The sequence below is a fragment of the Saccharibacter sp. 17.LH.SD genome (assembly GCF_009834805.1).
Taxonomy (GTDB): Bacteria; Pseudomonadota; Alphaproteobacteria; order Acetobacterales; family Acetobacteraceae; genus Saccharibacter.
Map to the genome: position 1 here is coordinate 2,501 of NZ_WVHO01000009.1, position 18,638 is coordinate 21,138.

Sequence of the window (18,638 nt, forward strand, 5' to 3'; positions counted from 1 at the left end):
TAGCGAGCTTAAGCCGGTAGGTGTAGGCGCAGCGAAAGCGAGTCTGAATAGGGCGATTTAGTTACTGGTAGAAGACCCGAAACCGAGTGATCTAGCCATGGCCAGGCTGAAGGTGCAGTAACATGCACTGGAGGGCCGAACCCACGCCTGTTGAAAAAGTCGGGGATGAGCTGTGGCTAGGGGTGAAAGGCCAATCAAACTCGGAAATAGCTGGTTCTCCGCGAAATCTATTGAGGTAGATCGTCATGTATTACCCTCGGGGGTAGAGCACTGGATGGGCTAGGGGGACCCAAAGTCTTACCACACCTAACCAAACTCCGAATACCGAGGAGTATCAGCATGGCAGACAGACGGTGGGTGCTAAGGTCCATCGTCAAGAGGGAAACAGCCCAGACCACCAGCTAAGGCCCCTAAATCGTGGCTAAGTGGGAAAGGATGTGGGGATTCCAAAACAACCAGGAGGTTGGCTTAGAAGCAGCCATCCTTTAAAGAAAGCGTAATAGCTCACTGGTCTAATAGAAACCCTGCGCCGAAAATGTAACGGGGCTCAAGCCACGTGCCGAAGCTGTGGGTGCATCGTTTACGATGCGCGGTAGCGGAGCGTTCTGTAAGCCTGCGAAGGAGACGGGGTGACCCTCTCTGGAGGTATCAGAAGTGCGAATGCTGACATGAGTAGCGATAAACAGTGCGAGAAACACTGTCGCCGAAAGTCCAAGGGTTCCTGCGCAAGGTTAATCCACGCAGGGTGAGCCGGCCCCTAAGGCGAGGGCGAAAGCCGTAGCCGATGGAAACCAAGTTAATATTCTTGGGCCTGCTAGAAGTGACGAATGAGATATGTTGTCTGCTCTTATCGGATTGAGCAGGCTTTTGGACCATTCCAGGAAATAGCTCTAGCATATAGACCGTACCCGAAACCGACACAGGTGGACTGGTAGAGTATACCAAGGCGCTTGAGAGAACGGTACTGAAGGAACTAGGCAAATTGCTTGCGTAACTTCGGGATAAGCAAGACCTGTCAATGGGCAACCACTGGCAGGTGGCACAGACCAGGAGGTGGCGACTGTTTAGTAAAAACACAGGACTCTGCGAAATCGAAAGATGACGTATAGGGTCTGACGCCTGCCCGGTGCCGGAAGGTTAAGAGGAGATGTGCAAGCGTTGAATCGAAGCCCCGGTAAACGGCGGCCGTAACTATAACGGTCCTAAGGTAGCGAAATTCCTTGTCGGGTAAGTTCCGACCTGCACGAATGGCGTAACGATCACCTCGCTGTCTCCAGTACCGGCTCAGCGAAATTGAATTCCCCGTGAAGATGCGGGGTTCCCGCGGTCAGACGGAAAGACCCTATGAACCTTTACTGCAGCTTTGCAGTGGTATCAGGAAAGTTTTGTGTAGGATAGGTGGGAGGCATCGAAGCCGGGGCGCCAGTCTCGGTGGAGCCATCCTTGAAATACCACCCTCAACTTTTCTGATATCTAACCGAGACCAGTAAGCCTGGTCCGGGACCCTGCATGGTAGGCAGTTTGACTGGGGCGGTCGCCTCCTAAAGGATAACGGAGGCGCGCGATGGTGGGCTCAGGCCGGTCGGAAACCGGCTGTCGAGTGCAATGGCATAAGCCCGCCTGACTGCGAGAGTGACAGCTCGAGCAGAGACGAAAGTCGGCCATAGTGATCCGGTGGTCCCACGTGGACGGGCCATCGCTCAACGGATAAAAGGTACTCTAGGGATAACAGGCTGATCTCCCCCAAGAGTCCACATCGACGGGGAGGTTTGGCACCTCGATGTCGGCTCATCACATCCTGGGGCTGGAGCAGGTCCCAAGGGTTCGGCTGTTCGCCGATTAAAGTGGTACGTGAGCTGGGTTTAGAACGTCGTGAGACAGTTCGGTCCCTATCTGCCGTGGGTGTAAGAGACTTGAGAGGATTTGTCCCTAGTACGAGAGGACCGGGATGAACATACCTCTGGTGCACCGGTTGTCACGCCAGTGGCACAGCCGGGTAGCTAAGTATGGAATGGATAACCGCTGAAAGCATCTAAGCGGGAAACCAGCCTCAAAACTAGGTCTCACAGGGCCGTCCAAGACCAGGACGTCGATAGGTCAGGTGTAAAAGCGCGGTAACGCGTTCAGCTAACTGATCCTAATCGCCCATATCTCTCACACATAAAACACATGCACAGTAGTCAGTCACATTACTCTACACACCAACCGCACCCCTCTCACCCATACACATACGGGTAAGCGGGAAGACCTGGTGGCTATGGCGGAGGCTCTAAACCCGATCCCATCCCGAACTCGGCCGTCAATACCTCCAGCGCCTATGATACTGCCCCTCGACGGGTGGAAAAGTCGGTCGCCGCCAGGTCCCCTCGCTTACCCCTATCCCCCTGACGCGGGGTGGAGCAGCCCGGTAGCTCGTCAGGCTCATAACCTGAAGGTCGTAGGTTCAAATCCTACCCCCGCATCCAATACATCCCCCACTTTGAAGAAGCTTAGATCCTGTACGTTCAAATACAGATCAACCTACGCTCTAGACGCACAAAGCTTCTCTCCTCTAAGAGGAAAGACTGCCTTCGGTTTCTTGTATGTTTTTGAGCGCTAAACTGTTCGTTACGATGGGTTCTTTAAGGAGAAATTAGGACATACCCTGATTAAAGGATATGTCCTTTTTTAAATTAGGAGGAAGCTTTTTCAGAGTTTGAAACCTTGGATATGTAATTTGTTGATCATGATGTTTGCTGGTTTCTCTGCCTGTGGGGTGGCTTTTTCGTAGATTTTAGGTGGGGTATGATCTCCTTCATGAAGATTCGCCGGGTGTTCTTGTGTGACTGAGTCTTTTTCATAGTTATCAGAGACGACATGACCTTCTTCATGTAAGTATTCCAGCTCTCTTCGTGCTGTTGAGCTTCCCTGGTCAGCCGCTTTTAGGAAGTATTTAGCGGCTTTTTTATAGTTTTGAGGGACACCATGGCCTTGAGAGTATAGAACTCCTAAGTGTCCTTGTGCTTTTGGGTTACTTTGATTGACTGCTTTTTGGTAATATTCAGCGGCTTTTTCATAGTTTTGGGGGACACCGAGGCCTTGTTCATATAAGAACCCCAGGTTTGTTTGTGCTGTTGAGTTTCCTTGGTCAGCTGCTTTTTGATAATACTCTACAGCTTTTTTATAATCTTGAGGAACGCTCACACCTTTTTCATATAAGGCTCCTAGGTCTGTTTGTGCGGTTGGGTCTCCTTGGTCAGCCGCTTTTAGAAAGTATTCGGCGGCTTTGTCGTAATTTTGGGGGACGCCGTAGCCTTTTTCATATAAGGCCCCTAGGTTTGTCTGTGCGGTTAGGTCTCCTTGGTTAGCCGCTTTTAGGAAGTATTCAGCGGCTTTTTTATAGTTTTGAGGGACACCATGGCCTTCATAATATAAGTTCCCCAAGTGCCTTTGAGCCTTTATGTCGCCCTGGTTCGCTGCTTTTTGATAATATTCAGCCGCTTTTTTATAATTCCTGGATACGCCGAGGCCTCGTTCATACAAGGTTCCAAGCTGTCTCTGTGCTGTCGGGTTTCCTTGCTGGGCTAATATTTCAATTTCTTTTGTATCCAGTAGGGGATCACTTTTAGCTGTAATAGAAGAAAACCCTACAATTATTGTGCCAATAAGTATATATTTCTTCATTACTGCTCCTAACGTAGGTATCGTTTCTGTGAGTATAGCGGGATATGTAATATTCTCTAGAATAAGTGTGTATTTCGTTTGTATAAAGAAATTTTTTATCCACCTTACTTTTTCTTCTCTTGAAGAGAGTTATAAATCATGGATTTGATATGTTGCTATGTTGAAGCATTTTTGTTCTAAAAGAAAGATTTTATCATTACTAACGTGATTAACCTGATCATTTCGTTTGCAGAGCATCGTTTCAAGGCCACGATAACTGGATTTCATAGGGGCAATACCAACGAACTGCCTAGAGTCAGTTTATCGCGAAAATAATGCTCCTTGGAAACACCCGTCAAAACTGTTTTAAACAGGGAATTCAATTTTGCAACAGAGTCAAAAAATGGGGCCGACCGGATAAACCGACCGGCCCCACTCAGGCGGGACGTCGGTAATAAAGCACAAGTCACAAACCACAACATACAAGGGGCTGTAAAAACCGCACAAAGCACAAACCACGAATGTGGCGATTGCAGAGGCTCACAAAAGACCCATGCCAGGACGAGGAGGTGCCGCCGCCTGGACTTTAAAAAGGGGTTGACGCCCCCGCCCTATCCATCAAACGATATGCTGTTTCTTGAGGAAAGCATAATCATCTTCAGGAATCTCAATATGCAGTATGGCATTGAGAACTATGCGCTCTTCGCCCAAATTCGCACGCTTGCGCTTGAGGTCTTGGATCTGGTTGTCTAGTGCCGCCTTGCGTTTTTTGGGGAGAAAACTGAATCGAAGAAGGTCGGGTGTCGTTGAGTAGGATGTAGTCGTATCATAATCCTTGGCTGCCATGCGCTCTAGTCGGCGTGCGGTGTTGTTGGTGTCAATAGCAACGTCAAGAGAGGCCACTGCACGTAGCAGCAGGATAGAGTTCCTGATCGATGCCAGCGATCTCCTCCAGCAAGTCATTAACCGTTCGTCCGTTACGCCCACGTGTCTCTAGCGAATTAGTTCGCCTGACCGCCTTGCGTAGGCTCTGATTAATACGAGAGAGGAGAGCCGTAGAGCATCATCAAGGGACGTTTCAAAGGAGATGAGGGCCGTGTCTGCAATGCGTTCGATCAGCGATACAATATCGGAGATGTCCACATCCTGGGTGGAAGGAACATCATACACAGAAACGGTTGCAGACCCTTCAAGTTACTAGTTTTTAGGCGGGTTACAATTTCCCTGCGGATGTCATTGGCTTTGCGTAGCCTAATAGAGACCACAACAATACCTCCTAATTTCGGAGATTTACTTAAATCTCAGTTCTGGGTTCGTCAACGCCATTTTATAATTAGGTTCTGTTAGAATTTGAGATAATCAACTGAAGCAGCGAGGTGGAGCATGGATATGAAAGATGAAGCTGTTTCTGTCTGCCCATTATGGGCAGTAGAAAGGGTAAAAGCTAAAGCTCTCCCGTGTCCATCTGATGCTACGCAGACTTTTGATCCGAAGCCACTACGTGAGCGGCCAAGGTCCTAGTTCAGAAGGAATGGCACGCCATTTCGTGCTATTCTGATGAAGCCAGAAAATGGCTGAAATAGTTCGTCTCAGATAATGTGGAGCTCTCTCTTGTCTTTGGGCCGATCCTCTTTAATCAAGGGCTCAAAGCGGAACCATATCCTGTCAGAAATGACACTTTCCATCATACTTGTCCTTTCCAAATAGGAAGAAACGTTATTCTTTAAACTCTAACAGACCCTAAAGTTTCAATTTCTTTCTTATTCAGTAGGGGGATTTGAGCTATAAAAAAAGAAAATCGAGCAATGATTGTACCAATCAGTATATATTTTTCATTATAGCCTCTAGCATAGGTTTTATTTCTATTATTGTAGAATGATATGTAATGACCTCATCGATAAATAATTCTAATTGCGTTGATTCTCACTATTTCTTAGTTTTAACAATCCAGATATTCTTTTTTCTAAGGAAAATTAATATTCCTGTGATTGATAAAAGAGCCGTTATGATTCCACTGAGAAAAATTAAAATACGTCCCGTCATTCCTAGCAAATGGCCACTATGCCAGGGCCCTTGTAGCTGAATGATAGTATCCGCTAGTTTTCCTTTTCCGGGAAGAGAATTGATCGTTGTTATGCCTAAGCGACGATCAATACTGATGACTGGGCTTCCTAAACCTGTTGCGTCTTTTTCTCCAAGAGTGAAGGCATAAAACGTAATAAGGGTGCTCTTTCGTAAAAAAAGAGCACCAGTGGGGCTGCTTTTTATGCCGTACTGGCGAGCACATTGCAGCACTGTTTGCTCTGCCTCCTCGAGGGATAAGAAATGAGGCATTGTGCGAGGGGGTGTTGAACATGAAATGACAGGTGCTGATGGGAAAACAAACTTAATAACGGGTTGAAAAAGGAATGCGCCAAGGGAGAGCGCTACACCGCTAATGGCTATTCCCAATAATATTCCCCAAAACCACATGGCTGGTGCTCTGTGCAGGTCGATTAATAATCGAAATGATATTTTTTTGTAGGAAATAGCCCATGCTTTAGACCAATTATGCCAAAAAGATTTCTCCCAGACTGTTTTTGACAATGGGAGTGTGAGGAGTAAGCCAGAAATACAGTCACCAACCCATATGAGAGAGATAAAACCTAAAAATAATGTTCCATATGAACCAAATCCCATGGAATAATGAAGGTAATAGATAAACGGTATAAGATCGTGTCGTCTTTTTAATTGGCCATTAACAGGGCGTGAACCGATGATCTCTCCCGTATAAGGATTAAAAAAGATCTCTTCCTTATAGTTATTCTTTTTTAGAATGAATGCCTTACCGTTCAGCCCTTTTTTGGGATGAAACTGAATGGATAAAAGTGATGTATCTGGGTTGGATTTGTGAATAGTACCAATCAATATATTGAGCGGTACTATCGGCTTATTAACGATTTTTGCTTTGAATAAGTCTGGATTTAACCACGCATCAAGCTCTACTCGAAAGACACTGAGACTTCCTGTAATCCCTTCAAATATTAGAAAAAGGCTTAAAAATAATCCTGTATAGCGATGTAATTTTAGGAAGAGCGGGCGGAAATGGTTTTTCCATACTCCGTTAACGTAAAATATCATGCTTCTTATTCTTTTTTCTGAGTATCACTATGATTAACTATTTAGTACAGGGTAGGGTTAAAACTGGTGTGTTAACGTTACATATCCAGAAAAAGGGGAACCATAATATGATTGGGACCAATAAAGGGATGACCAATATTTCTTATTTGTGACGTTGTTGAAGTTTCCAGTAATCTTCCATTTTTTTGTGATGTCGTAATGAAACATAAAATCAAGTAAAGCATAGTTATTTTGTTTAGCTGTCGTTTTTATTCCACTATCTAATGTATATGTATTACGCATGCGACCCTGCCATGTAAGGTTTATCCCGACATGCAAACGTTTAATCCATGGGATATCCCAGGTTAGTGCACTATGGAATGTTTGACGGGGTACGAAAGTACGCACTGCGTGATCGTTCTCATCATATAGTTTCATTAGATTTCCGCCGGCCATAATCTGTAGACCAGGGATAATTTGCCCACTTATATCAAATTCTGTGCCAGCAGATTGTGCATTAATGGTATTATAATAAGCTTCTCCATTGGCTAAATATCCACCTGGATTAGCAAGATTGTTTTGATGAACGTGATATCCTGTGATGGATAAATTGAGTTTATTGTCAAACCACGACGCTTTGATCCCGCCTTCTAGGTTATCGCCCTGTACAGCACCAAGAATATGATGGTGGTTATCGAGTTGCGTTTGAGGATTAAAAATCTTTCCGTAGCTTATATAGAATGTATAGTTTTTGAGAAAATCATAGGTTGCTCCAGTGTAAGGCACGGGCTTGGTAATATTATAGTTGCTTTGTACACCATAGCTTTGTCCTGAACTTGTGGCATGGGTGAGGTTAACGCCTCCAAAAAGATGAAGTTTGTGAGTAATACTGAGTCGCAATACGCTGTAAAAACTTCGGCGTATATAATTAAAGTGTGCTGTGTTTTGACCAGCAGTATAGGCAGGTTGGGGATAATTGCCGTCCCAGCCTTCGAGCGGAGGAAGGGCTGTTCCAATCCCTGCACCATAGAGTGAAAGCTGTCTATTGAGGCCGCTTGATGTATTCCCTCCAAGGACGATTTGCTGTGTTTGACTTAGAACACGAAATTTCCCTTGGAGAGATAGGTCACCAATCCATTGTTTTTCGCGGCTATTATAGCGAGAGGGATAACTTTTTAGGCCTAACCCAGTAAGTCGGTCCGGTTGTCCATAAGCGTAAAACATATGGCCGTCAGCTTCTAAAATATGTTCCGTCCCGTAGAGGCGGAGCTTCCAATTATTTCCTATTTTTTGGGTAAGATCTCCAAACATTTGGGAATCACGATTGTTCATATACGCGTAGCGCGCGGCTGTGGATGTTGATCGAGAATAATGGGTCGGGGTGCCATCCGAGTTATTGAGAGGGAGTGCTCCCCACATAGAGCTGTTGGGGTCATTTTGCTCCCATGAATAGCCAAGGCGTAGGAGAGTGCTTTTCGTAATATCGGCTTCTATGGTTCCGAAGACCGTTGTTTTTTCCTGAGAGTAGCGATCAAGGTAGGAATCAGCATTTTCATAGACGGCAATCAGGCGCCCTCGAAGACGACCAGATTTCATAGGAGACCCAGAAATATCGCCTACAGCGCGGCGTTTATTCCAAGATCCTGTTGTGCCTTGAATACTTGCCTTGAATACTTTTGTTGCTCTTTTACGTGTATAATTGATGGTGGCGCTTGGATTCCCGGTGGATGATAGCAGGCCATTTGCGCCACGTAAGACTTGGATATTGTCATAAACAGCCGTATCGATATCGCCCACCTGAGTGCCCTGAGAAAAGGGAAGGCCGATCCCGTCATATTGATAGGTTGATACGTCAAACCCACGCGCAGATACGTAAGTGCGGTTTGTTTCTACGCGCTGGACTGTCAGGCCTGTTGCGTTGCTAAGCGCGTCATTGGCTGTTTGTAAGGTAAAATCATCTAAGAATTTTTGGGTTAGGACACTCATCGCTTGGGGTGTTTCACGCAAGGATAAAGGTAAGCGTGTGGCCATGTCGGTTGATCGAACTGTCATAGAGTCGCTTTTTTCTGTTTGAAGAGAGGAAACGTGCTCTCCTTGAACATGGATATATTCTTGGGATTGACGAGATGAGATGTCTTGAGAGGTGTCTCTGAGCTTGTGTTTGTTGTCTTTCATCGTTTTGTTTTGATGTAACTTTTCCGCCAATAACTGTTCTTCTGAGGCCATGGCGAAAGGTGACAGCGGTAGTGATAGGGAAAAAATTATCCCAGGTGTGATCAGTGAAGAGCGTCTCATACAAGAACCTCAGAATCGTAGGAGCACTTTATGTAAATGAGAATCAATATCATTTAAAGTTTGAAGAAATTGTTTGTCAGAAATCACACTGATTTGTTGTGTGGAAGGCACAATTTTGGTTCGATCAGGTGTGCTTTCTTTATGTCCTTAGAGAGCGATCGCTTCTTATTTTATAATAGTTGAGAAACGACTGATTTGTATCCGTATTGGCATGACTTATGAGATTATTAAATAAAAGAACTAAACCGACAATGAAAATGATGGATATTCTATTGGTTGTTTCGACATAATCAACGAATTATCTTCTAATATGCGGAGATGGGTAATAATGGAAAGCCCTATAGTACTGTGGACTATAGGGCTCTTCTGTTAAATGTCTTTAAGTCGAATGACAGTAATACCACGTTTATTGGCGACATAATCCTTTAGAGGAATATCCACAACGTAGGGATGTGCAGAAAGCGACGAAGCATTTCTAAAAACCACCGTCTCGCCATTACAAATAGCAAATCCTGTATGAGAAACATCAAGCCCCGGTAGGTTACTATAAATACCGATCAAATCCCCAGTTCTTAATTGGGGGTATACTGTGTCGAGGGAGGCTGATGGAATATAGGTGATAACACGTTTTTTTATGGAGATACCTGGTAAATAGAGAGAACCATCGGCCTTTTGATTGAGAGTTTTTACCACTGAAACGGATTGGGAAGAAAGTTTTTTGGTAATGTCATCTCCAAGGACTGGATAAGGATAACACCAATCACTGAGGAAGTGGCGACGTGTTGAGAATGATACTGTATTATTAACGTAACGTGTCTGGACAAGCTTCCCCAAAAACTCATTCTCTGATGTGCTGCTATTAAGGGCCGTCACGTATTCCAAAAATGAAAGACAGTCGACACTTCTTAAATCCACAACTAATTCTTCTGGCTGGGTGGCGGAGCCGATGAGATGATGAGCTTGATAAGGTGTCCCCAAAAGAGATTGAGAAATGGTTTCGAGACGGGCCCGGTTATCACGCTGTGCTGGGAATAATGATGTTAATGTCCTGATGCGGTCTTGAGTAATTGGGTCGATTTTTGCCCGGTATGATAGGAGAGGTAATTGTGCCGCTGGAGCACAACCCGAGGCAAGAAATGTGCCACCAAGTGCTAAGAAAGAGCGTCGATACATGGTAAAAATCCACTGATGAGGAAGTCTTAAACGAGATAGCGTTGGCCCTGTTCGGCCATGAGGAAATAGATTCCCATGTCGTTTCCATCATTAAGCTCGCGCGCGATGTCCGTCATGGGGGTTTCAGCTATATGGAATGTCTCTTTGACATGCGTAATAAGCACTTTTAGGCCGCGAATATAGTGGCGTCCTCCACATTCTAAGGCGAGATCACGTAAAGATTGTAGGAGATGGTTCGGTGTCATATGACCAAAAAGGGCGTTATCAGGACGTTTATTATCGTAGGTTACTTCCATGACAATCGCCTTGATGCGTTGCTCTTTTACTAATGGAGCGATGTCTTTCCATAACGAGCGTAGATTTTGTTTCTTCTTATTTTCAGTGTCGTCCGCCTCTGTGTCGCCTAGATAGAGGACCGCTTTACCATCTGTTTCAATCAGAAAGGCCGTTGATGTTGTAGATCCGTGGGAAAGAGGCCAGGCATGGATGGTCAAATCTGTTTCTGGAATTGTCTCAGGGGTACCAGGTTTCATGTCTTTGTATGTATATTTACCAATGGTGGGTCTTGAACCACGATTTCCTTGGTTTCCCCAAATGTGATTATTGAAAAGATGCTTAGAAATTAATTCCCGTGTTTCTGGAAGTGCATAAATAGGTTTCGGCGTGTCATCGGGAGAGGTTAAAACAAGACCGGCAACGTGATCTAAATGTGCATGGCTGATTAAATAACCACGAATTGTTTGTTTTAGGACATGCCCAGCCCGGCTGAGAGGGGAGTCCGGCATGATAGGGATATCGTCAAGGGCCCCATTCTGGTCGGCAATTTTGAGACCATTTCCTAATGTTCCAGCATCACAGAGAACGGCCTCATTGCGTCCGAGTGGACGGACCAAGTAGGATGTTAGATTGCCATCAATAACGCCGCTACGTGTGCCTAAAGCAACAATTTCAAAATCAGGACTGCTGTCGGTATAAGCGGGGACGTTACGTTTGGGTTCTTTTTTGATCAAATCTCGAAGTGATGAGAGCTTACGTGTAATCATGGAAGTTTATCTCCTACGAGCTTTGTGAAACAGTCGTGCTTTTCAGAATAGTCCTGCCCATGGGTTGGGAAAAGGACGGAAGAAGGAAGAAAATAACTATGGGCTTTTTTTATTCATCCATAATGGCTTTTGGGGTTGCTGGAGCCCTATTGGTGACGGGGAATAGCTGGGCAGCAGGACAGTATCCAGCAAGTGCAGAAATGCCTGCACAATGCGATAATGCGCATTTTTTGAAGGATCAAAATGCTTTTGCAGAGCAATTCTCACGAGATCGTACAACCTATGGTCAGCATATAGACTTGCCAGAGCATCTTTGTGGTCAGGTGACTAAAGTGTTGCGCGCGCGACGGACGCGGAGTGGATGGCACGGCTATTTCATGATGACGGTCGGAACAGGGCGTCCTATCCAAATTGTTTCTAATTTGGATGAAATTCAAGCGCCTGCTTGGCCATGGGTCAAGGTTGGAGACACTGTCGAAGTTCAAGGACGCTATTACTATGATGGTCCTCGTCGACAAGGCGTAGACTGGACCCACCACGGGACCAGCCGCAGCTGGCCCTGGGCAGGCTTTGTCTCAGTAAATGGACAACGCTACCAGTAAGTTAGGAGTCAAAATGATCAAGCGGGGGTGAGGTCGTGTTCTTTAGCGTCCTCATTCTCCTCTTTTTCCACGTCGTGGTAGGTGAAAGTCAGTTTGTCATTTTTAGCACCGAGCAGTACGTGACCTCCCTGTGAGAGGCGCCCGAAAAGCAATTCTTCTGCAAGAGGCTTTTTAATCTGTTCTTGGATCAGGCGACCAAGAGGTCGCGCGCCATGAAGGCGGTCATAGCCATGTTCTGCTAACCAATCATAAGCCGCTGAGGTGAGCGTAAGAGAGACGTGCTTCTCGGCCAAAAGCTTTTTAAGCTGCGCTACGAATTTATCCACGACATGGTGGATAATTTTTGGCGTGAGAGATGTGAATGGAATAATCGCATCCAAACGATTGCGAAATTCCGGCGTGAAAAGTCGTTGGATGGCTTCGGTATCGTGACCAGAACGGCTAGCACGGGCGAAACCAATGGCTTCCTTGGAAAGATCCGCAGCCCCGGCATTGGTGGTCATAATGAGCACAACATTACGGAAATCAACGACCTTACCTGTATGGTCTGTCAATTTCCCATGATCCATAACCTGAAGGAGAAGATTGAATAAATCAGGATGAGCCTTCTCGATTTCATCAAGCAGCAGCACGGCATGTGGGTTTTGATGAACAGCCTCGGTAAGAAGGCCTCCTTGCTCAAATCCGACATAGCCTGGAGGTGTCCCGATCAAGCGTGAAATGGAGTGAGGCTCCATATATTCCGACATGTCGAAACGGATGAGCTTAATGCCTAATGTTTGCGCCAATTGACGGGCGATTTCCGTTTTACCGACGCCTGTAGGGCCGGAGAAAAGATAGCTTCCGATTGTTTTTTCTGTCTCCCGTAGACCGGCTCGTGAGAGCGTAATAGCCGATGATAGCGCATCAATAGCCTTATCTTGTCCAAAGACGGCGTGTTTCAGGTCTCGTGCCAAATGACGGAGTGCCGCACGGTCATCTTTCGAAATATGCCGAGGCGGAATTTTGGTAATGCGAGAGAGCGTGGTCTCAATGTCACGGAGGCCAACAGTTCTACGGCGACGACTAGCAGGGGCTAGCCGGCAGGCTGCGCCAGCTTCATCAATGAGATCAATCGCTTTATCTGGGAGTTTCCTATCATGAATGTAGCGTTCCGACAATTCAACTGCAGCTCGAATAGCTGAGTCTGTGTAATGAATCTCGTGGTGGCTTTCATAGCGGCTTTTTAGACCGCGAAGGATACGGATGCTGTCCTCAGCAGAGGGTTCTGCAACATCAATTTTCTGAAAACGCCGTGTTAGAGCATGATCTTTCTCAAAATGCTGGCGATATTCAGAATAAGTTGTGGAGCCGATGCAACGGAGCCTCCCTGCGGCTAATGCAGGTTTGAGAAGGTTAGAGGCATCCATCGCCCCATTGGTTGTTGCGCCAGCGCCGATCAGCATATGGATTTCATCAATAAACAAAATAGCGTTGGGCGTTTTTTCGAGCTCACCCATGATGGCTTTCAGACGCTCTTCAAAATCACCACGGTAGCGCGTGCCTGCCAGAAGGCTTCCCAAGTCTAGGCTGTAAAGAATGGCATCATCCAAAATGGATGGAACGTTATGTGAGGTGATACGGCGTGCTAATCCTTCTGCAATCGCAGTTTTCCCTACGCCGGGGTCTCCTACCATCAGAGGATTGTTTTTTGTGCGGCGGCAAAGGATTTGTATAACGCGCTCGACTTCAGACTCTCGTCCAATGAGAGGGTCAATGGCGTTATCCTGGGCACGTTCGTTTAGATTAGTGCAGTAGGTCGCCAAAGCTTCACGTTTTGCACTCCCTCCCTCTGAAGAGGCGGAGGGCTTCCTTTCTTCACCAGTCGGTGGGGGGGTATGATTATGCGATGAGCGACGTGTCCCCCGTGGCTCATTGCGGGTCATGGCGTGAATAGCATCCAGGCGTGTAAGTCCTAATTGCTGGAGAAAATGAACAGCATGACTCTCGCGCTCTGCGAACAAGGCGACAAGAACATTGGCCCCATTCATTGTGGACTGACCAGCACTTTGGATATGTATAGCCGCACGTTGAATAACGCGTTGGAAAGCCGCTGTCGGTTGTGGCGGCTCATCGAGATCAGGACGTTGTAGGGCGTGAAGTTCGGTTTCTAAAAAGTCTGTTAAATCTCGCTGTAATTGCGCACGGTCAATGTGGCATGCTTCCAATACAGCGAGGGCGTCTGCGTCATCACAAAGGGCGATAAGTAAATGTTCCAGGGTGATAAACTCATGTTGGTGTTGGCCAGCAAACACCAGAGCACGCTGGAGCGTCTGTTCAAGGGTGGAGGACAGCATAACACGCTCCCTATTAACAAATATCAGACAGACGGATCGAAAAACTTCTACTTAACGTGGCAAGCCGTTCAGGTTTTCTCAAGAGTACACTGAAGCGGATGTTGATTTTGCCTGGCCAACTCCATCACTTGGTTCACTTTTGTTTCTGCGACCTCATAGGTAAAAATTCCGCAAACACTGCTCCCCTGATTATGGATTTCAAGCATAATTGATGTGGCTTCATTACGGTTTTTCCCGAAAAAACGTTCGAGAAGATAGATGACAAAATCCATAGGTGTATAGTCGTCATTGAGCATAACGACTTTATACATAGAAGGATGTGCGAGACGTGTTTTACGGCTGGCGAGAGTTTCTTCTTGTGCGGCGTGAATACGGCCTGTCTGTCCCATTGCGTTTTCCTAATCTTGGGGCACGGAAAAGAATAAGCTGAGCGTAGTCTCATGGACCAACCACCCCATAGTATGAGCGGTTAATCAGGGTTTGAGAAGGGCACCTTTTTGTCATTCATATGGGAATAACAAAAAGCAGACGATGAATGATGACATTGTTTTTACTACAAAATGGGAATGTTATGAGCTACTCTTGCCAAGCGCCGTAGGATTCGTCTCCTCGTCTTGTCTTAAATATAGTGATGGTTTTGCTATGTCCTTATTTCTCCGCTCTGCCATGATGTTATGTGTTGCGGCCATTTTTGGAGCGGGGGGAGTAGCACGGGCACAATATGCTGGCCACGTCTCGGGCTTCGTCATGAATGCCGACACGGGGAGAGTCCTGTCGGAGTCCGATGCTGACCTGCAGCGTTATCCTGCGTCTCTCACAAAGATGATGACGCTGTATTTGACATTTCAAGCCCTGCAACAGGGAAAAATTTCACTTGATCAGGAAATGCCGGTTTCCATTCATGCGGCTATCCAAGCGCCGTCTAAATTGGGATTACGTCCAGGAAGTTCGTTAACCGTTGAGCAAGGAATTCTTGCTCTGGTAACAAAGTCAGCGAATGACGCTGCATGTGTCCTAGGAGAATTCCTTGGAGATGGGGATGAAACGCGGTTTGCGATGATGATGACGTCGCAAGCAAGACGGCTTGGTATGACGAATACAACATTCCAAAATGCTTCTGGGCTGCCGAACCCTGATCAAGTGACGACAGCGCGTGATTTAGCTAGACTTGCGCAACATCTTATCGCGGATTTCCCACAATATTATCATTATTTTGGTACAGAGAAGTTCGCTTTCCATCGACGCATCATTGCGAACCATGACTCATTGTTGAAAATGTATGCGGGCGCAGATGGGCTTAAAACGGGCTATACAGATTTAGCTGGGCATAATTTGGTAAGTTCAGCCCGACAGGGAAATATACGCTTGATTGGTGTCGTTTTAGGAGCGCCGAGCAATACAGCGCGCAATCGCGTGATGATCTCTCTTCTTGATCATGGATTTGAGGCAGAGGGCCAGGCGCCGCTGCCATTACTGAAATCGCCTGTCGAGCGGGTAGGTGCACATGCGCATATGCGCCATGGTTGGGGGCATCGTTATAGACATCATTCAGTGGCACGGCCACATCGGGGCGTTGTCCTCGTGGCCTATCATCCACATGCACTGCATGGGCGTGTCGTACATCGGACAAGTGTTTCTCGCCGAGGGCATCACCGCTCTTAGCATGTAAAAAGAGAATGTGCTTTCTCTTGCGTTGAAGGGGGACTTGGTCGCATCTTGAGGGGCTTGTTATCTTATTTAGGATTATAGAACTTCATGGCCTCTCGCAACGAACACGGTATTCAGTTTTATACCCAGGATGATTTTCAGCATTTACGTGCCGCCGGGCAGTTGACGGCGAAGACGTTGGATATGATTACGGAGTATGTGCGTCCTGGCGTCACAACTGGGGAGCTGAACCAACGCATACACGACTATACGGTTGAACATGGGGGAACCCCGGCCCCGTTAAATTATCGTGGCTTTCCAAAATCGTGCTGTATCTCGATCAATCATGTGGTGTGCCACGGGATTCCAGGGGATCGGAAGTTACAGGATGGCGATATTGTCAATATTGATGTGACTTCCATACTAAATGGCTGGTACGGTGACTCGTCGCGAATGTATGTTGCAGGGACAGCGCCACGTAAAGCTGAAAAGCTGATGGATATTACCTATAAATCGCTGATGATCGGTATTGAGCACGTAAAGCCTGGTGCAACGCTAGGAGATATCGGCCACGCGATCCAAATATTTGCTGAAAAAAATCGTTTTTCTGTTGTCAAGGATTTTTGTGGTCACGGTATTGGTCGCAGTTTCCATGAGGCACCAAACGTGTTGCATTACGGGCGGCCAGGACAGGGAACAGTTTTGAAACCAGGTATGGTATTCACCATTGAGCCGATGCTGAATATCGGGAAGCCGGACGTTAAAGTTCTCGCCGATGGGTGGACAGCTGTAACACGGGATCGCTCATTGTCCGCTCAGTTTGAACATCAGCTCGGTGTCACTGAGGATGGATGTGAGATCTTCACGTTGTCACCACGTGGCTTTACCAAGCCTCCTTATGACGTGAAATAATTATCCGAAGTGGAAGAGACATGACTATGTGGCGGCGTATCTTGTTGTGTGTGTTTAGTGGTGTGCTGGGTGGTGGTACAGCTTTGGCTGGAGTGCCGTCATCGTCTCCTTCAGATCATACAGTAAGCGTTGATTATGACCCGCTTGCCTACGGGCCCGATAAGGTGCGTCCTGCTACGTTAGTGTCTGCCCAACATGGGATGGTTGTTTCCGCGCAGCATTTGGCTTCTGAAGCGGGAGCACATGTGCTGCGGGAAGGGGGGAACGCGGTCGATGCGGCTGTGGCAACGGCCTACGCTCTTGCTGTCGTATATCCTGCAGCCGGGAATTTGGGAGGAGGAGGGTTTATGACACTCCACCTTCCTTATGGGAAAAATGTCTTTATTGATTTCCGTGAACATGCACCGGCTGCGGCTACCGGGAATATGTATTTAGATTCGTCTGGTAAGGTTATTAAGGGGCTTTCTACTCAGGGATGGAAAGCGGTGGCTGTACCTGGGACTGTGGCTGGGCTTGAAGGCGTGCGTGAGCGCTGGGGGCGGTTAAGCCGTGCGCAAGATATGGCTCCGGCCATTACCTTAGCACGGGATGGATTTACGTTAGAGGAGGGGGATGTTGAGTTGCTCAACACATCAACTTCCTATTTCCGTCAAGATCCGTATGCACGTTCTATCTTTCTGCGCCCTGATGGAACCCCGTTACAAGTGGGTGATCGACTCGTTCAGAAAAATCTAGCGAACTCTTTGACGTTGATTGCGCAAAAGGGGGAAGAGGCTTTCTATGAGGGGTTCTTGCGGGGTGAAATTCTCAAAACGAGTCAGGCTGGTGGTGGTATCCTGAGCAGGGAAGATTTCCTGAATTACCGTATCCGCCTCATGTCACCTTTAACATGTTCTTACCGTGGTTATGTTTTGGAAACAGCTCCTCCACCAAGTGGCGGAGGCGTGGCGCTGTGTGAGATGCTGAATGTGCTGTCTTTCTATCCGATGGGGCCTTTAGGATTGCACACAGCAGGGGCGTTGCAGCGTGAGATTGAGGCAATGCGCCATGCTTATTCAGATCGGCGTGATTTAGGCGATCCTGCTTTTGTGGCGAATCCTGTTTCTCATTTACTGGATAGGGATTACGCACAACAGATCCGAGTGGCCTTACCGAAAGATAAGGCGGTCTTGTCTTCTGAATTACAAGTAGGGGTCGCTTCACCAGAAGAAGGATCGATTTCTCCTTCTCCGAGTGTAGATGAGAAACACGAGACCACTCATTTCTCGGTCATTGATCATGACGGCATGGCAGTATCGACTACTTATACGTTGAATGGCTGGTTCGGTGCCGGTGTCATGGGAGGGCAGACAGGTATTTGGATGAATGATGAAATGGATGATTTTTCCATGAAACCTGGTGAGCCCAATATGTTTGGTATTGTGGGTTCTGCTGCGAATGCCATTGCTCCTGGGAAGACGCCACTTTCATCTATGTCGCCGAGTCTTTTATTAAAGGATAGGCGTGTTGTGATGGTTCTTGGGAGTCCTGGTGGGTCACGGATTCCAACGATTATTTTATCGAGTTTGTTAGGTGTTGTTGATTACGGATTAGATTTGAAAGAGGCCGTTGCCCTTCCTCGAATTCATGAACAATGGATGCCGGAAAATGTTGAGGTAGAGGACGGGGCGATGACACCAGACGTTCAGCATCAATTGGAGCAGGAGGGGTATCATTTTACGCCTCATCATCCATGGGGAATTGCTGAGGATATTTTAGTGGGTGGACCTCGCTTAACAGGGGCACAGACAGGACTTATTTATGGTGTGGCAGATCCACGTCATCCGGGCGGTGGCGCTGTTGGCGAATAAGTCTTTGAATGGGGTTGCCTTATGCCCCCATTCTTGTGC

General features: G+C 46.9%; 12 protein-coding genes, 1 tRNA gene, 2 rRNA genes and 1 pseudogene (1 of these 16 cut by a window edge). 7 read left to right on the forward strand and 9 right to left on the reverse strand.

Annotation, left to right across the window (positions count from 1 at the left end; all coding sequences use genetic code 11):
* From GS501_RS01375 to GS501_RS01385, 3 genes are all read left to right on the forward strand, one after another.
* Positions 1–2,161 (forward strand): 23S ribosomal RNA (locus GS501_RS01375); it begins 576 nt to the left of the window's first position.
* A gap of 86 nt (positions 2,162–2,247) precedes the next feature.
* A 5S ribosomal RNA gene (gene rrf / locus GS501_RS01380) occupies positions 2,248–2,362 on the forward strand.
* 26 nt (positions 2,363–2,388) lie between these two features.
* Positions 2,389–2,465, forward strand: a tRNA-Met gene (locus GS501_RS01385).
* Between the two features lie 223 nt (positions 2,466–2,688).
* On the opposite strand, the gene GS501_RS01390 is transcribed toward GS501_RS01385, so the two are convergent.
* The 7 genes and pseudogenes from GS501_RS01390 to GS501_RS01415 all read right to left on the reverse strand — a co-directional run bounded on the left by GS501_RS01390 (position 2,689) and on the right by GS501_RS01415 (position 11,252).
* A complete protein-coding gene (locus GS501_RS01390) occupies positions 2,689–3,663 on the reverse strand; it encodes a tetratricopeptide repeat protein (protein ID WP_160830096.1) in 975 nt (324 codons plus the stop codon).
* A gap of 597 nt (positions 3,664–4,260) precedes the next feature.
* Positions 4,261–4,545, reverse strand: a complete 285-nt coding sequence (locus tag GS501_RS01395; protein WP_160830097.1) for a hypothetical protein — start codon at positions 4,543–4,545, stop codon at positions 4,261–4,263.
* Between the two features lie 606 nt (positions 4,546–5,151).
* Positions 5,152–5,327: pseudogene (locus GS501_RS10100) on the reverse strand (transposase); the annotation flags it as partial.
* Between the two features lie 241 nt (positions 5,328–5,568).
* Positions 5,569–6,762: a PepSY domain-containing protein gene (locus tag GS501_RS01400; protein ID WP_160830098.1), complete on the reverse strand. Its 1,194-nt coding sequence runs from the start codon at positions 6,760–6,762 to the stop codon at positions 5,569–5,571.
* Between the two features lie 57 nt (positions 6,763–6,819).
* On the reverse strand, positions 6,820–8,793 hold the full coding sequence (locus tag GS501_RS01405; RefSeq protein ID WP_160830099.1) for a TonB-dependent siderophore receptor: 1,974 nt from the start codon (positions 8,791–8,793) through the stop codon (positions 6,820–6,822).
* 612 nt (positions 8,794–9,405) lie between these two features.
* A complete protein-coding gene (locus GS501_RS01410; protein WP_160830100.1) occupies positions 9,406–10,209 on the reverse strand; it encodes an N-acetylmuramoyl-L-alanine amidase-like domain-containing protein in 804 nt (267 codons plus the stop codon).
* Positions 10,210–10,235: 26 nt separating this feature from the next.
* A complete protein-coding gene (locus tag GS501_RS01415; RefSeq protein WP_160830101.1) occupies positions 10,236–11,252 on the reverse strand; it encodes an MBL fold metallo-hydrolase in 1,017 nt (338 codons plus the stop codon).
* A gap of 98 nt (positions 11,253–11,350) precedes the next feature.
* Here GS501_RS01415 and GS501_RS01420 point away from each other — a divergent pair, with 98 nt between their 5' ends.
* A complete protein-coding gene (locus GS501_RS01420) occupies positions 11,351–11,854 on the forward strand; it encodes a DUF3465 domain-containing protein (RefSeq protein ID WP_370517898.1) in 504 nt (167 codons plus the stop codon).
* A gap of 17 nt (positions 11,855–11,871) precedes the next feature.
* Here the strand turns inward: GS501_RS01420 and clpA are convergent, their stop codons facing one another.
* The gene (gene clpA, locus GS501_RS01425) at positions 11,872–14,190 is read right to left on the reverse strand and encodes an ATP-dependent Clp protease ATP-binding subunit ClpA (RefSeq protein WP_160830102.1); all 2,319 of its coding nucleotides are present in this window, start codon (positions 14,188–14,190) and stop codon (positions 11,872–11,874) included.
* 68 nt (positions 14,191–14,258) lie between these two features.
* On the reverse strand, positions 14,259–14,579 hold the full coding sequence (gene clpS / locus GS501_RS01430) for an ATP-dependent Clp protease adapter ClpS (protein ID WP_160830103.1): 321 nt from the start codon (positions 14,577–14,579) through the stop codon (positions 14,259–14,261).
* A 253-nt stretch (positions 14,580–14,832) separates the two neighbouring features.
* Here clpS and GS501_RS01435 point away from each other — a divergent pair, with 253 nt between their 5' ends.
* From GS501_RS01435 to ggt, 3 genes are all read left to right on the forward strand, one after another.
* Positions 14,833–15,852 (forward strand): serine hydrolase, encoded by a 1,020-nt coding sequence (locus GS501_RS01435; protein ID WP_160830104.1) that lies wholly within the window; start codon positions 14,833–14,835, stop codon positions 15,850–15,852.
* Positions 15,853–15,945: 93 nt separating this feature from the next.
* Positions 15,946–16,749 carry a type I methionyl aminopeptidase gene (map, locus tag GS501_RS01440; protein ID WP_160830105.1) on the forward strand — a complete coding sequence of 268 codons (804 nt, stop codon included), beginning with the start codon at positions 15,946–15,948 and terminating at the stop codon, positions 16,747–16,749.
* Positions 16,750–16,775: 26 nt separating this feature from the next.
* Positions 16,776–18,599 carry a gamma-glutamyltransferase gene (gene ggt, locus GS501_RS01445; protein WP_160830640.1) on the forward strand — a complete coding sequence of 608 codons (1,824 nt, stop codon included), beginning with the start codon at positions 16,776–16,778 and terminating at the stop codon, positions 18,597–18,599.
* Positions 18,600–18,638 lie beyond the last annotated feature (39 nt).

What these genes read in the sequence shown, in the direction of transcription:
- GS501_RS01400 (WP_160830098.1), bottom strand. Translation starts at nt 6,762, where the DNA reads ATGATATTTTACGTTAACGGAGTATGGAAAAACCATTTCCGCCCGCTC.
- map (WP_160830105.1), top strand. Translation starts at nt 15,946, where the DNA reads ATGGCCTCTCGCAACGAACACGGTATTCAGTTTTATACCCAGGATGAT.
- GS501_RS01405 (WP_160830099.1), bottom strand. Translation starts at nt 8,793, where the DNA reads ATGACAGTTCGATCAACCGACATGGCCACACGCTTACCTTTATCCTTG.
- GS501_RS01420 (WP_370517898.1), top strand. Translation starts at nt 11,351, where the DNA reads ATGGGCTTTTTTTATTCATCCATAATGGCTTTTGGGGTTGCTGGAGCC.
- GS501_RS01415 (WP_160830101.1), bottom strand. Translation starts at nt 11,252, where the DNA reads ATGATTACACGTAAGCTCTCATCACTTCGAGATTTGATCAAAAAAGAA.
- GS501_RS01435 (WP_160830104.1), top strand. Translation starts at nt 14,833, where the DNA reads ATGTCCTTATTTCTCCGCTCTGCCATGATGTTATGTGTTGCGGCCATT.
- ggt (WP_160830640.1), top strand. Translation starts at nt 16,776, where the DNA reads ATGTGGCGGCGTATCTTGTTGTGTGTGTTTAGTGGTGTGCTGGGTGGT.
- clpS (WP_160830103.1), bottom strand. Translation starts at nt 14,579, where the DNA reads ATGGGACAGACAGGCCGTATTCACGCCGCACAAGAAGAAACTCTCGCC.
- GS501_RS01390 (WP_160830096.1), bottom strand. Translation starts at nt 3,663, where the DNA reads ATGAAGAAATATATACTTATTGGCACAATAATTGTAGGGTTTTCTTCT.
- clpA (WP_160830102.1), bottom strand. Translation starts at nt 14,190, where the DNA reads ATGCTGTCCTCCACCCTTGAACAGACGCTCCAGCGTGCTCTGGTGTTT.
- GS501_RS01410 (WP_160830100.1), bottom strand. Translation starts at nt 10,209, where the DNA reads ATGTATCGACGCTCTTTCTTAGCACTTGGTGGCACATTTCTTGCCTCG.